The sequence below is a fragment of the Deltaproteobacteria bacterium genome (genome assembly GCA_016875395.1).
Lineage (GTDB): Bacteria > Myxococcota_A > UBA9160 > UBA9160 > UBA6930 > VGRF01.
Map to the genome: position 1 here is coordinate 11,690 of VGRF01000025.1, position 13,298 is coordinate 24,987.

A 13,298-nucleotide genomic window follows, 5' to 3' on the forward strand; every position below is an offset into this window, starting at 1 on the left:
GGCCCGGACTCAGCCCAAGTTCTTTCCGTTGCTTGAGGATGGCTCGCCGCTCGGTCGGATAGCCCTTCGGTTTCGGGCACTTCCGGATGACGCCGAACGCTTTGCGAAATGCACGAATCTAGAGCGAACATGGGCCGCCATGTCCGACTACGTCGAGCTGCGCGCGAAGAGCGCCTTCTCCTTCCTCGAGGCCGCCTCGAATCCCGAGGACTTGGCCTCGCGCGCAGCCGAGCTCGGGCACGGAGCGCTCGCGCTCGGCGATCGCGACGGCCTCTCGGGCATGCCGCGCTTCCACACCGCGGCGAAGGCGGCGGGCATGCGCGCGCTGGTGGGCGCGGAGATCTCGGACGTCGAGGGCCGGCCGCTGCTGCTGCTCGCGACCTCGCGCGCGGGCTATCACCACCTCGCTCGGCTGCTGACCGTCGCGCAGGGCAACGCGCCGAAAGGCGAGGCGCGCGCGTCGTGGGACGAGATCGCCGCGCACGCGGGCGGGCTGTTCGCGCTGGCGAGCGCCGAGTCATTAGGGACAGCGCAGATCGTGCGGCCGCCGCCTTCGAGCGCGGCGCGGCGCGAGCGCGCGCAGCAGGTTCTGCGAGCGGAGGCGCGCGAGCCGCTGAGCAGTGAACGCTGGCTGAAGGAGGCGCAGCGCGTCTTCGCGTCGCGGCTCGCCGTCGACGTCGCGCGCACCAAGGACCGCGCGCAGGAGGCGGCATCGCGGCGCGCGGTGGCGCTCGCGGAGGCGCTCGGCGTGCCGGTCGCGGCGAGCGGCGACGTGCGCGCGGCGAAGCCTGCGGGGCGAAAGCTGCTCGACGCGCTCTCGTGTCTGCGCTGGCACACCACGCTCGACCGCGCCGGGAAGTTGTTACTGCCCAACAGCGAGCGCGTGCTGCGCTCGCCCGCGGAGATGACGGCGCGCTTCGCGGATCAACCGCGCTGGCTGCGCGCCACGCGCGCGATCGCCGAGCAGTGCGAGTTCACGCTCGCTGACCTCGGCTACCGCTTCCCCACTTTCCCCACCGCGCCCGGCGAGTCGCAGGCCGCGCTGCTGCGGCGGCTCACCTACGAAGGCGCGCGCAAGCGTTACGGCGCGAAGCTCTCGTCGCGCGTGCGCGCGCAGCTCGAGCACGAGCTCGCGGTGATCGAGAAGCTCGACCTCGCGGGCTACTTCCTGATCGTCCAGGACATCGCGCGCTTTGCCCGCGAGCAGAGAATCCTCTGCCAAGGCCGCGGCTCCGCTGCGAACAGCGCGGTTTGTTATGCGCTCGAGATCACCGCGGTCGACGCGGTGGGAATGGAGCTGCTGTTCGAGCGCTTCCTTTCGGAAGAGCGCGGCGAGTGGCCGGACATCGACCTCGACCTTCCGTCCGGCGACCAGCGGGAGCGCGTGATCCAGTACGTCTACGAGCGCTACGGCCCGCACGGCGTGGGCATGACGGCGACGGTGATCACGTACCGCACGCGCTCCGCCTTCCGCGAGATGGGCAAGGTGCTCGGCATGAGCGAGGAGGCCTGCGACAAGATCTCGAAGCACCTCCACCACCTGCACTTCCGCGAAGACCTCGACGACGTGAAATTGTTACTGCGCGGCGCCGGCGTCGACCCCGACGCGCCGCGCATCCAGCTCTTGCTCGAGCTCGCGGGCCAGGTGCAGGGGCTCCCGCGCCATCTCGGGCAGCACACCGGCGGCCTCGTGATCGCGGCGGGCCGGCTCGACGAGGTCGTGCCGATCGAGCCCGCGGCGATGCCGGGGCGGCGCGTGATCCAGTGGGACAAGGAGGACTGCGCGGACCTCGGGCTGATCAAGATCGACCTGTTAGGGCTCGGCATGCTCGACGCCCTGGAGCAGACGCTCCCGATGATTCGCGAGCACGAGGGAGTCGAGATCGACCTCGCGCACCTGCCCGAGAACGACCCGAAGACCTACGCGATGATCCAGCGCGCCGACACCGTGGGCGTGTTCCAGATCGAGAGCCGCGCGCAGATGGCGACGCTGCCGCGCATGAAGCCCGCGAGCTTCTACGACCTCGTGGTGGAGATCGCGATCATCCGCCCCGGCCCGATCGTGGGGCAGATGGTGCACCCGTACCTGAATCGCCGCGCCGGCCGCGAGCCGGTGGTCTACCCGCACCCGATGCTCGAGCCGATCCTGAAGCGCACGCTCGGCGTGCCGATCTTTCAGGAGCAGTTGTTACGGCTCGCGATGACCGCCTCGGGCTTCACCGGCGGCGAGGCCGAGGAGCTGCGGCGCGCGATGGGCTTCAAGCGCTCGGCCGAGCGCATGGCGCAGATCGAGCATCGCCTGCGCGCGGGCATGAGCGAGCGCGGCATCGTCGGTGACGCGCAAGAAGAAGTCGTCCGCGGCATCACCTCGTTCGCGCTCTACGGCTTCCCCGAGTCGCACTCCGCCTCGTTCGCGCTGATCGCCTACGCGTCGGCCTACCTGCGCGCGCACCACCCCGCCGCGTTCCTCGCGGGCCTGCTCAACGCGTGGCCGATGGGCTTCTACAGCCCGGCGACGCTCGTGAAAGACGCCGAGCGCCACCGCGTGCGCGTGCTGCCGGTGGACGTCGCGAGCTCGGCGTGGCTGTGCACGCTCGAGCGCGGCGACACGCTCGCGACGCGCCTCGGCCTGAAGTTCGTGCGCGGGCTCAGCGCCGAGACCGGCGCGCGCATCGTGGCGGAGCGCGCGGCCGCGCCCTTCGGCTCGCTCGCGGACTTCGCGCAGCGCGCCGCGCCGAAGCGCAACGAGATCGAGGCGCTCGCCGAGAGCGGCGCGCTCGCGGCGCTCGACTCGCACGCGAGTGAGCGGCGCGCCGCGCTCTGGCAGGTGACCGCGCTCGAGCGCGAGCGCACCTCGCTGTTCGGTGGCGTCTCGCCTCCCGACGCCGAGCGCGAGGTTCCGCTCGAAGCGCTCTCGCCGCTCGAGACGACGCTCGCCGACTACCGCACCACCGGATTGACGACGGGTCCGCACGTGATGGCGCACCTGCGCGAGCAGCTGCGCGCGCGCGGCGTGCTCGCGACCGCGGAGCTGCGCCGCGTGCCCAACGGCAAGCTCGTGCGCACCGCGGGCCACGTGATCGTGCGCCAGCGTCCCGGCTCCGCGAAGGGCTTCTGCTTCGTCACGCTCGAAGACGAGACCGGCACGACCAACGGCGTCTTCACGCCCGACCAGTTCGAGAAGCTGCGCGGCCCGCTGCACGCCTCGCCGCTGATCGAGATCGCGGGGCCGATCCAGAACGTGGACGGCGTGATTCATGTGCGCGTCAGGGAAGTGATCGCGCTAGATGGATCAGAGTTCGTGCCCGAGTCGCACGACTATCACTGAGCGCCGCGTTCAGTGCGTCGCGCTCTTCTCCGCCACCGCGCCGGCGCAGAGGCCTGCGACCAGCTTCCACGCGCTGAGCGTGAGGCCGACCGAGAAGAACACGGCCATGCCGGTGAGGAAGTTGCCGCGCTCGGTGAAGGGCGAGAGCCAGAAGAAGCTCGCGAGGAACGCGAAGAACGCTGTGGCGCCTGCGCGCGCGAGCGAGCGGCGCGAGGTGCCTCTGGCGTACCCGGTGGCGACTGCGAGCGCGAAGACCAGCAGCGCGATCGCACCCAAGGCGGTGAGCTTCATCGACATGTGCATGAGTGCCAGCATCGGCGGGCCACGTGACGCACTCGAGACTGCACGGGAAGTGCCGGCGGGTTGCACCCGGATCGCCGCGATGTCCAAGCCGCGGTTTGACGCCAATGCGGACATCGAGAGGTCACGTCGCTGCGCCCCTACCGACCCAGATGCGCCTTCACTCTCGCCGCCACCGAGTCGCCCACGAAGCCGAAGTGCTTCGCGAGGGCCTGGTAGCTGGCGCTGGCGCCGAAGCGGTCCATGCCGATCACGAGGCCGCTCGGGCCGATCAGGGCGCGCAGCGCTTCGCCCCGGCCGGCTTCGACCGCGACGAGGGGACCGTCGCCGAGCAGCTCGCGGCGGTAGGCGTCTCCCTGCGCCCGCAACAGCTCGAGGCTCGGCGCGGAGACGACCCGCGCCGCGATGCCGCTCTCGGCGAGCAGCGCGGCGGCGTCGCAGGCGACGGCGACTTCGGAGCCGGTCGCGACGAGCGTCACGTCGGGCTTGCCCCTCGGGTCGCGCACTTTGTAGGCGCCGCGCAGCACGTCCTCGTTCGCGAATGCGCACTCGCGCTTCAGCACCGGCACGGCCTGGCGCGTGAGCGCGAAGGCGACGGGCCCCTGCGCGTTCTTCAGCGCGTACGACCACGCCATCGCGGTCTCGACGCCGTCCGCCGGGCGGAACACGACGAGGCCGGGGATCGCGCGCAGCGCGTCGACGTGCTCGATCGGCTGGTGCGTGGGGCCGTCCTCGCCGACGAAGATCGAGTCGTGCGTGAACACGAACACCGAGCGCGCCTTCATCAGCGCGGCGAGCCGCACACTCGGGCGCATGTAGTCGCTGAACACGAGGAACGTGCCGCAGTACGGGACGAAGGTGCCGTCGAGCGCAATGCCGTTGGTGATCGCGCCCATCGCGTGCTCGCGCACACCGAAGTTCACGATCGAGCCGGCGAACGGATCCTCGCCCTGCCCCACCATCCCGCCGTTCGGAATGTTCGTGTTGTTACTGCCGGCGAGATCGGCGGAGCCGCCGATCAGCAGCTGCGGAGCGGCCGCGGCGATGCGCCCGATCACGGTGCCCGACTGCGCGCGCGTCGCGGCGCTCTTCGTGTCGAGGCCCGCGACGAGCTGCTCCGTGAGGTCGGCGGGCAGCGCGCGATTGCGCACGCGCTCCCAGCTGGCGGCGAGCTCGGGGTTCGCGCTGCGCCACGCGGCGAGCTTCTCGTCGGCGCGCATGCGCTCGAAGCGCTTCAGCGCCGCGCGCTCTTTGCAGTAGGCGCGCACCTCGCCGGCCACGTGGTAGAGCGGCTCGAGCGGGATGCCGAGGTTCGTCTTCGTCGCCTTCACGTTCTCGGCGCCGAACGGGCCGCCGTGCGCCTTCGACTGGCCGGCCCACGGGCTGCCGTGCCCGATCGTCGTCTTCATCACCACGATCTTCGGCTTGCCCGTCGTGGCGCGCGCGGCTTCGAGGGCGGCGTCGAGCGCGGCGGTGTCGTTGCCGTCGATCTCCTGCACGTGCCAGCCCTGCGCTTCGAAGCGCCCGCGGACGTTCTCCGAGAACGTGATCGAGGTCGGGCCGTCGATCGTGACCTTGTTGTCGTCGTAGAGCACGACGAGGTTGTCGAGCTTCAGGTGGCCCGCGAGCGACGCGCTCTCGTAGGAGATGCCCTCCATCAGGTCGCCGTCGGACGCGATCACGTAGACGAAGTGGTGGCCGGGGCCTTCGCCGCCGCGGCCGAAGCGCGAGCGCGCGAGCTTGCCCGCGAGCGCCATGCCGACGGCGTGGCCGAAGCCCTGCCCGAGCGGGCCCGTGGTCACCTCGACGCCCGGCGTCTCACCGAACTCGGGGTGGCCGGGCGTCTTCGAGTGCAGCTGCCGGAAGCGCTGGATCTCGCTCATCGGCAGGTCGTACTCGAACAGGTTCAGCAGCGAGTAGATCAGCATCGACGCGTGGCCGGCGCTGAGCACGAAGCGGTCGCGCAGCGGCCAGCCAGGGTCGCTCGGGTCGAAGCGCAGGTGCTTGTCCCAGAGCTGGAAGGCCGGGCCGGCGAGGCCCATCGGCGCGCCGAGGTGGCCGATGCCGGCCGCTTCGACGGCGTCGATCGTGAGGCCGCGGATGGTGTTCTCGATTCGGGAACGCAGGTCAGGCGTCAGCGCAATCGGCATCGCTTCTCCGACGGAGGGGAGCGGGTGATGAGGGCGCGCGCACTGTATCAGCGGAAGCGCGCGGCGAAACGGTGTCGCGCTAGGCGTCTGACCCCGAGCGGCTCAGCGCGACTTCGAGCCCCCGCCAAGCAGCCCGCCTCCGAGACGCATCGCGAGGTCGGTGAGCTCGCGCGGGAGCCACGGCACGGTTGCGGCGGTGGCGAGCGCGTCGACTCCGACGAGGTAGCGGGGGCGCGGCCGCGCGCTCTCGATCGCGCGCGTGATCGTGCGCGCGACGGCGTCCGGCGGCGGCGCGATGCGCAGCGCATCCTCGACCACGCGCTGCCGCAAGCGCGGGATCTGGGCGAGCGTGTACGCGATCGACTCGTCGAAGCGCGCGCGATCCGGCAGCGAATCGAGCTCGCACACCAGCGCGATCGTCGAGCGCAGCCGCGGGTCGCGCTCGGCATGCCAGAGCGCCGCATCGGCGTCGCTCATCCATTCGTCGAACTCGATTTCTTGCATCGTGCGTGCTCCGTTCGGGCGCGTGAGTGTGCCACGGAGGTTGCCGCGGCGTTGCGACGATCCCGGTGGAGAGCACTCGGATGGCGGCGGATGCAGCGGACGGCGCTGCGCGCCGCCGCTGATCCGTTCAAAAGGGAAGATTCTGCTTGGAGCCTCAGCCCGCGTCCGTCTCGGGCGCGTCGCCGAGCACGAGCGATTCCTCGCGCTCCATCTGGATCGCCTTCCAGCGCCCGCCGCGGAAGCGGCTCACGAACATCACGCCCTTGATCACGTAGTCGGCGACCAGCGCGGCGTAGATCCACTCGATGCTCTTGCCCCAGGCCATGAACAGCGCGGCGAAGAGCAGGCGGCCGAAGGTGAGGCCAGCCATCACGGTGAAGAACGGGAAGATCGTGTCGCCCGCGCCGCGCAGCGCCCCGCCCAGCGTGAACTCGATCGCCATCAGCGCCTGCACCGAGCCGAGCACCCAGATGAAGATCACCGTGAGGCGCACGACCTCGGCGTCCTTCGGGCTGAGGTAGGTCGCGAGCGGCTCGGCGAGCGCGATGATCAGCCCGCCGAACACGACCATCGCCGCGATCGCGAGCGACATCGCGCGCCAGCCGCTGCGTTCCGCACCCTCGGGATCGCTCGCGCCGAGGCGCTGGCCCACGAGCGTCGACGCTGCGATCGAGAACGCCTGGCCGACGAGGAACGAGAACGCGAGCAGGTTCACGCCGAGCTGATACGCCGCGTTCGCCTCGTTGCCGTAGCGGGCGATGATCCAGATGAAGCCCATGAAGCCGACCTGGAAGCCGAGGCCCTCGAGGCCGGCGGGCACGCCGATGCGGAAGAGGCGCGCGATGCGGCGCGGGTCGAAGTCGTCGCCGCTCGGTGCGGGGCCGATCACGAGCTTGTGCGCGCGCCACAGCCACCACGAGATCGCGGCGCCCACGAGTGCGCCGACGGAGCTCGCGATCGCAGCGCCCTTCACGCCGAGCGAGGCCACGCCGAAGCCGCCTCCCACGAGCACCCAGAGCGCGACGATCGTGAGCGCAGCGCCCGCGATCGAGATCACGAGGGGCGTGCGCGTGTCGCCCGCGGCGCGCAGCGCGGTCGCGATGACCATGCCCACCGCGAACGGCAGCGAGGAGAGGCTCACCCACTGCACGTAGCCGGCGGCGCGCGCGGTCGTCGGCGCGTCGAGGCCGAACACGCCCACGAGCTGATGCGCGAACGCGATGCACGGCAGCATCACGAGCAGCGCGAGCGCGCCGCAAAGCCACAGCGACGTGCGCGTCACGCGCTCCGCTTCGGCGCGATCCCCGGCGCCCCACGCGCGCGCGACGAGCGCCATCGTGCCGGTGGTGACCGCCATCAGCACGACTTGCTGCATGAAGAAGATGCGGCCGCCGACGCCCGTGGCCGAGATCGCCTCCGCGCCGAGCGTGCGCGACACCACTGCCGCGCCCACGAAGCCCACCGCGGATTGCAGCAGGTTCGTGAGAATCGCCGGCCACGCGAGCGCCCACACACGCCGCGTCGTGCCGGTGCCGCGCGCCGTCAGAATCGGCGCGGAATCAGGACTCCCCATCGCGTGGGGAAGATGACGCGCGTGCGGGCGCTTCGCTTGCGCCTCAACGCACGGCGCGGCGACGGAACGCGAGCGCGCCCGCGCACGCCGCGAGCAAGAGCACCGCGAGCGCTGGCTCCGGCGCCGCGTAGCCCTGATACGTGACGGACGAGACCGTGAAGAGCGCGTAGCCGTCTTGTCCGGTCGCGCCGTCCCGCCAGAAGACGGCGCACTGACAGCTGCTGAGCGGCCCGCTCGCGTTCAGCGCGCTTGCCGGCTGCGCGAGGGCCTGGCCCTGGACGAAGTCCACCAGCGACGCCGGCGCGATCAGGCCGATCGTCGCGTAGTAGTTGCGCTGCACGGGTGAGTAGTTCCAGACGATCTTCGTGAGCGTGAGGCTGTCGCCCCCCGCGAAGTCTCCGAGGTCGGCGATCTCCTGGTTCTGGCCCGTGCCCGTGAACGAGGCGTAGCTGCGGCCGTTCACGCTCCAAGTGGACGAGAGAAAGCTCGTTCCCGAGACGCTCAGCATCTCGAAGCGACCCTGTGCCGGGGCCGCGTTCGAGTCGCTCGGCGCGAGGTCCGTGTCGAACACGAACGTGACCGTGATGCGAGTCCGGCGGCCGTGTCGGAGCCGGTTCCGAGACCGAACACCGCCCCGTTCGCGTCGCCGCTCGACGTGACGGTGCCCGTCGCGGTGACTTGCATCAGCGCAGCGTGAGCGGAGAGCGGAAGCGAGAGGGCGAGCAGCAGCAGCGAGCGCAGCATGGCGACGGGAACCTCAGCTGTTAGGCGGCGAACGAGCGACGGACGGCGAGCGCGAGGCCCGCGGCGCCGAGCAGCGCGAGCAGTGCGGGCTCGGGCACCACGGCGTAGGAAATCGAGATGCCGGACTGCGCGAGGAACCAGTTGGCGTTCTCGCTCTTGCCGTTCGTGTGGTCTTCCCAGAATCCGGCGCACTGACCGCAGCTCTGCGAGGTCGCTTGCGCAGCGAACGGACCCCCGAGCTGAGCGAGCGAGTCGCCGTTGAGTGCGTCGGTCGCGAGGATCGCGGTGAGCGTGACGTAGAACAGGCGGGTGTTCGTCGTCGTCGTTCCGTCGTAGCTGCCGTCGCCGAACGAGATCGAGTCGACGCGGCCTGGCGCTGCGTCCGACAGAAACGCGACGTCAACTTGGTCTCGGTTCGGCAGGAACGACGTGCGCGAGATGCCGTTCACCGTCCACGTGGCCGTGATGAAGTTGAGGCTCGGGTCGGGCGTGGGGTTTGCATAGCCGTAGCCGCGCTGAACGCGGTAGTCGCCGAGGGTGGGTGACGCGGAGGCGTCGGCGGGCGCCAGCGCAGTGTCGATCCGGAAGACGATCGTCACCGGCAGGCCCGTCGGATCGCCGTTCGCGCCCAGCCCGAACACGGAGCCGTCCTGGTCGTAGCCGCCGGCGATCGTGCCGGTCACGGTGACCTGCAGAACGGTGGCGCTGGCAGAAGCGGAGGACAGGCAGAGCAGCAGAACTAGGGCAAGCAGCAGGCGCAACGTGAGTTCTCCTCGCGCGAACATCGCGCTCGCGGAGAAGTGGCGGGTTCCGGGCCGGAAGCTCACGTGGTCACGCAGCGGTCACGTTCAGGTTTCCCTCAGCCCACGGCGCGATGCACACTCGCGCGATGGCGCGAGACGAGTGCGAGATCGCCGTGCTCGGCGCGGGGCCTGCGGGTGCAGCCGCAGCCCTCGGCCTCGCGGCGCTCGGCTACGAGGTCGTCGTCGTCTCGCAGCCGCGCGCGCGACCGGGGCGCGAGAGCTTCTCGGCGCGCGTCGTGGCGGCGCTGCGCGGGTTGGACGTAGCGGAAGCGCTCCCCGCGATCGGCGCGCCCTGCCCGCGCCGCGTGAGCTGGGCGGGCGAAGAGCGCGAGCTGCCCGGGGAAGCGCAGGTCGACCGCGCCGCGTTCGACGCAGGACTCGTGCGCGCGCTCGAATGCCGCGGCCTGCGCCTCGTGCGAGATGAAGCGCTGCGCGTCGACGCGCGCGGTGAAGGAGTCCGCATCGGGCTCGCATCCGGCGGTGAGATCAGCGCCGGCTTCGCGCTCGATGCGCGCGGCCGAGCGGCGCCGGCGAGCGGCGCGGACCGCGTGCGGGGCCCCGAGACGCTGTGTCTCGTGCAGCACTGGCGCGCGCCCGCGCGCGGCGCGCAGATCGCCGTCGCCTCGCTCGCGCGCGGCTGGGCTTGGTGCGCGCACGACGGCGCCGGGGCGCTCACGACGCAGCTCGCGATCGATGCGCGCGACGCGCCGGCGCGCGGCGAGCTGCGCGCGCGCGTCGCGGAAGCGCTCGCTGCGTCTCCCACGTGCCGCGACTTGTTACGGGACGCCGAGCCCGACGGCGCGGCCTACGCCCGCAGCGCGACCGCCGTGCTCGACTGCGGCGCCGCGAACGAGCGCACGCTTCGGATCGGCGACGCCGCCGTCGCGGTCGACCCGCTCTCGGGCAACGGCGTGTTCCAGGCGCTCGCGACGGCGCTCGTCGCGCCCGCGGTCGTGAACACGCTGCTGCGCCGCCCGCACGACGCCGCACTCGCGCGGCGCTTCTCGCTCGAACGCGCGCGCGACGTGTTCACGCGCTTCGCGCGCGTGTCGCGCGACTTTTACGCGCTCGGCGCAGCGCACCACGGCGGCGCGTTCTGGGAGACGCGCGCGCGCTGGCCCGACGCCGAGGCGGCGCACGGCGCGGCGAGTGGCACGCTCGAGATCGCGCTACGCCCGGTCGTGCGCGATGGCTTCGTCGAGGAGCGCGAGGCCGTCATCACACCCGAGCGCCCGCTCGGCACCTGGCATCTCGCGGGCATCGAGCTCGCGCCACTCGTGCGCGCGCTCGCCTCCGACGCCGCCCCTGGCGCCGAGGCGCGCGCGCTCGCCGCGCTGCCCGAGCCCGCGCGGGAACCGGTGCGCGCGTGGCTGGAGGCGCATCGCGAGGAGATGCGGCGATTCGGGGAAATGGGCGCCGGCGGGGCGTTTCGAGACTTCAGGGCCTGAACCCAACCCCTCAGCACGGCTCGGCCGCGCACGTGCTCAGGAATGGCTGCCGCGGGTCAGACCTCGAGAAGTCGAGCAGACGGAGCGGCGATCACGCGCGGCGCTCCGGGCCCTCGTACGCCGCTGCCTGCCGCAGAGCCTCGACCGCGCGCGCTGGCTCGACGCCGCGCGCGAGCAGCGCCGCGAGCGCCGCGCTGACACGCGCGCAGCCGGCGCTCGCGCCGCGCACCTCTCCCGCAGTCGCGTGCGCGCCGAAGTCCGCCTGCGCAGTGCCGAGCCACGAGATCTCGCCTGGCGCGCAGCGCGCGTCGCCGGTGGCGCGAAGCACGCCCGCGTACGCCGCGGGAAAAGAAGCCGCGCCGCGCGCCGGCGCGGCGGCGACCACGAACACGCCGCGCGCGAGTGCTCGCGCCACTGCATCCCGTAACACGGCGCGATCCTGACGCAGCCCGGCGCTGACGTTCGCGACGTGCGCGCCCTGCTCCGCCGCCCAGTCGAGCGCCGCCGCGAGTTGGGCCGCGCTCGTGGTGTGCGTGTCGTCGAAGACGCGTGCGACGATCAGCTCGACGCCGGGCACCTCGCACAGCACGTCCGCGAGCGCGGGCCCGTGCGCGAGCGCGGCGACAGCGCCGCCCTCCGGAACGACTGCGTCTCCCGCCAGCCGGAACGTCCGCGCAGCCACCACGCGCGGCTCGTGGCGCGCCGCGGAGCCCGTGTCGATCAGCGCGAGGCGAATCACGCGCGCTCGTCGTCGCGCACGATCCGGCCGTCGCGCAACATCAGGCGCTGGTCGGCGTCCGCGAGCGGCGCATCGCGGTGCGAGATCACGAGGCGCGTCACGCCGGCGAAGATCGCATCCAGCTCCGCGAGCACGCGCGCCTCGGTCTCCGCGTCGACCTGAGAAGTGGGCTCGTCGAGGATCACCAGCAGCGGGCGCTGCAGCAGAGCGCGCGCGATCGCGATGCGCTGGCGCTCACCGCCCGAGAGCCCCTGCCCGCGCTCGCCGAGCTGCGTCGCGATGCCGCTCGGAAGGCGCGCGATCAGCGCCGCGAGGCCCGCGCGTTCGAGCGCCTCGCGAACCTCGGCGTCGCTCGCTTCGGGCGCGGCGTAGCGGGCGTTGTCGGCGAGCGAGGCGCGGAAGATCGCGACGTCTTGCGGAACGAGCGCGACGCGCCGCCGCCACGCCGCGAGCGAGAGCGAGGCGAGGTCGGCGCCGCCGATCGCGATGCGCCCCGCCTGCGGGCGCTCGTGGCCCAACAAGAGGTCGACCAGCGTGGTCTTGCCGATCCCCGACGCGCCGCGCAGCGCGGTCTTCTCTCCGAGCGGCAGCAGCGCGCTCGCGTCGCGAAGAATCGGCGCGCCCTCGTCGTAAGCGAACGTCACGCCCTCGAGCGCGATGTCGCCCGCTGCGAGCGCATCGCTTCCGTCCGGCCGCGCGGGAAGCACCGCGCTGCGCAGCTCCCACACGCGCTCGAGGCTCACCACGAGGCGCTGCCACGCGAGGGCGATGCCGAGCAGCGCCTGCACGGGCCCGATCGAGAGCGCGAGGTACGCGCCGAAAGCGACCAGCGCGCCGAGCGCGAGCTCCCCTTCGATCACGAACACGCCGCCGACCAGCAGCACCCCCGCGCGCGCCGCGGCGAGGAGCGCGCGCGGCAGCGCGGCGGCGGCGAACTCGCTGCGCTGGAGCCGTAACAAGTCCGCCGCGTACGCCGCGTTCAGCCCGCCGAGCCGCGCGCGCTCGCGCAGCTCCGCGGTCGCGTTCTGGATCGCGCGCACCGCGGGCAGCGTCTCGGCGAGAAAGCTCGACACGTCCGCGCCGCGCGCCCGCAGCACCCGCGTGCGTGCCTCGACGCGCGGGCGCATTCGCCACAGCCAGAGCGCCTCGATCGGCGCGAGCAAGAGCGGCGCGAGCGCGAGGCGCGCGTCGATGCGCAGCATCAGCGCGAGCGCGCCGGCGAGCCCGAGCGCGGAAGACAGCGCCGCGAACAGTGTGTCCACGCTGAAGCGCTGCAGCTCCGCGATGTCGCCGTCCAGGCGCGCGAGCAGGTCGCCGGTGCGCTGGCGGCGATGCCAGCCCGGCGGCAGCGCGAGCAGGTGCGCGTACACGTCCTCGCGCAGCGCGAACAGCACGCGCGAGGAGAGCGCGGTGTGGAAGACGCGGCTCGCGCCCAAGAGCGCGACCGCCGCGAGCCCCGCCGCCAGCAACAAGGCCGCGTTCACGGTCAGCGCAGCGCGATCGCGGGCGAGCAGGCCGTCGTCGATGATGCGCTGCGTGAGCCACGGCTGCGCCAGCGCGAGCCCCGTCGTCGCGAGCGCGAGCGCGAGCAGCCCCGCGACTCGCGCGCGCTCGCGCAGCACGAACGCATACAGCCAGCGCAGCGCGGGGCAGCGCCCTTCAGCGGTGTGCGGCGTACTCATCGCGCCGCAGCGTAGTGCCGCGATTGC

The 13,298-nt window shown here is 72.3% G+C and carries 10 protein-coding genes; 2 read left to right on the forward strand and 8 right to left on the reverse strand.

Annotation, left to right across the window (positions count from 1 at the left end):
* The first annotated feature begins 139 nt into the window (after nucleotides 1-139).
* Nucleotides 140-3,328 (forward strand): error-prone DNA polymerase, encoded by a 3,189-nt coding sequence (locus FJ091_16885; GenBank protein ID MBM4385030.1) that lies wholly within the window; start codon nucleotides 140-142, stop codon nucleotides 3,326-3,328.
* 9 nt (nucleotides 3,329-3,337) lie between these two features.
* Here FJ091_16885 and FJ091_16890 read toward each other — a convergent pair whose 3' ends face one another.
* The 6 genes from FJ091_16890 to FJ091_16915 form a co-directional block, all read right to left on the reverse strand.
* Nucleotides 3,338-3,643: a hypothetical protein gene (locus FJ091_16890; protein MBM4385031.1), complete on the reverse strand. Its 306-nt coding sequence runs from the start codon at nucleotides 3,641-3,643 to the stop codon at nucleotides 3,338-3,340.
* A 125-nt stretch (nucleotides 3,644-3,768) separates the two neighbouring features.
* Nucleotides 3,769-5,778, reverse strand: coding sequence for a transketolase (gene tkt / locus FJ091_16895; protein ID MBM4385032.1), 2,010 nt, complete (start codon nucleotides 5,776-5,778; stop codon nucleotides 3,769-3,771).
* Nucleotides 5,779-5,880: 102 nt separating this feature from the next.
* The gene (locus tag FJ091_16900; protein ID MBM4385033.1) at nucleotides 5,881-6,282 is read right to left on the reverse strand and encodes a hypothetical protein; all 402 of its coding nucleotides are present in this window, start codon (nucleotides 6,280-6,282) and stop codon (nucleotides 5,881-5,883) included.
* A 154-nt stretch (nucleotides 6,283-6,436) separates the two neighbouring features.
* Nucleotides 6,437-7,855, reverse strand: a complete 1,419-nt coding sequence (locus tag FJ091_16905) for an MATE family efflux transporter (protein MBM4385034.1) — start codon at nucleotides 7,853-7,855, stop codon at nucleotides 6,437-6,439.
* 43 nt (nucleotides 7,856-7,898) lie between these two features.
* Complete coding sequence (locus FJ091_16910) at nucleotides 7,899-8,426, reverse strand: hypothetical protein (protein MBM4385035.1); 528 nt, start codon at nucleotides 8,424-8,426, stop codon at nucleotides 7,899-7,901.
* Between the two features lie 193 nt (nucleotides 8,427-8,619).
* Nucleotides 8,620-9,360 (reverse strand): PEP-CTERM sorting domain-containing protein, encoded by a 741-nt coding sequence (locus FJ091_16915; protein MBM4385036.1) that lies wholly within the window; start codon nucleotides 9,358-9,360, stop codon nucleotides 8,620-8,622.
* A 128-nt stretch (nucleotides 9,361-9,488) separates the two neighbouring features.
* On the opposite strand from FJ091_16915, the gene FJ091_16920 reads away from it, so the two are divergent.
* Nucleotides 9,489-10,850 carry an FAD-dependent oxidoreductase gene (locus FJ091_16920; GenBank protein ID MBM4385037.1) on the forward strand — a complete coding sequence of 454 codons (1,362 nt, stop codon included), beginning with the start codon at nucleotides 9,489-9,491 and terminating at the stop codon, nucleotides 10,848-10,850.
* Nucleotides 10,851-10,941: 91 nt separating this feature from the next.
* Here the strand turns inward: FJ091_16920 and FJ091_16925 are convergent, their stop codons facing one another.
* The gene (locus FJ091_16925) at nucleotides 10,942-11,589 is read right to left on the reverse strand and encodes a S8 family serine peptidase (GenBank protein ID MBM4385038.1); all 648 of its coding nucleotides are present in this window, start codon (nucleotides 11,587-11,589) and stop codon (nucleotides 10,942-10,944) included.
* Complete coding sequence (locus FJ091_16930; protein MBM4385039.1) at nucleotides 11,586-13,271, reverse strand: ABC transporter ATP-binding protein; 1,686 nt, start codon at nucleotides 13,269-13,271, stop codon at nucleotides 11,586-11,588. The genes FJ091_16925 and FJ091_16930 overlap by 4 nt, the downstream gene beginning before the upstream one ends.
* Between the last annotated feature and the right edge of the window lie 27 nt (nucleotides 13,272-13,298).

Excerpts from the sequence above, each read along its gene's own strand:
- FJ091_16930 (MBM4385039.1), bottom strand. The coding sequence starts at position 13,271 with ATGAGTACGCCGCACACCGCTGAAGGGCGCTGCCCCGCGCTGCGCTGG.
- FJ091_16900 (MBM4385033.1), bottom strand. The coding sequence starts at position 6,282 with ATGCAAGAAATCGAGTTCGACGAATGGATGAGCGACGCCGATGCGGCG.
- tkt (MBM4385032.1), bottom strand. The coding sequence starts at position 5,778 with ATGCCGATTGCGCTGACGCCTGACCTGCGTTCCCGAATCGAGAACACC.
- FJ091_16890 (MBM4385031.1), bottom strand. The coding sequence starts at position 3,643 with ATGCTGGCACTCATGCACATGTCGATGAAGCTCACCGCCTTGGGTGCG.
- FJ091_16905 (MBM4385034.1), bottom strand. The coding sequence starts at position 7,855 with ATGGGGAGTCCTGATTCCGCGCCGATTCTGACGGCGCGCGGCACCGGC.
- FJ091_16920 (MBM4385037.1), top strand. The coding sequence starts at position 9,489 with ATGGCGCGAGACGAGTGCGAGATCGCCGTGCTCGGCGCGGGGCCTGCG.
- FJ091_16885 (MBM4385030.1), top strand. The coding sequence starts at position 140 with ATGTCCGACTACGTCGAGCTGCGCGCGAAGAGCGCCTTCTCCTTCCTC.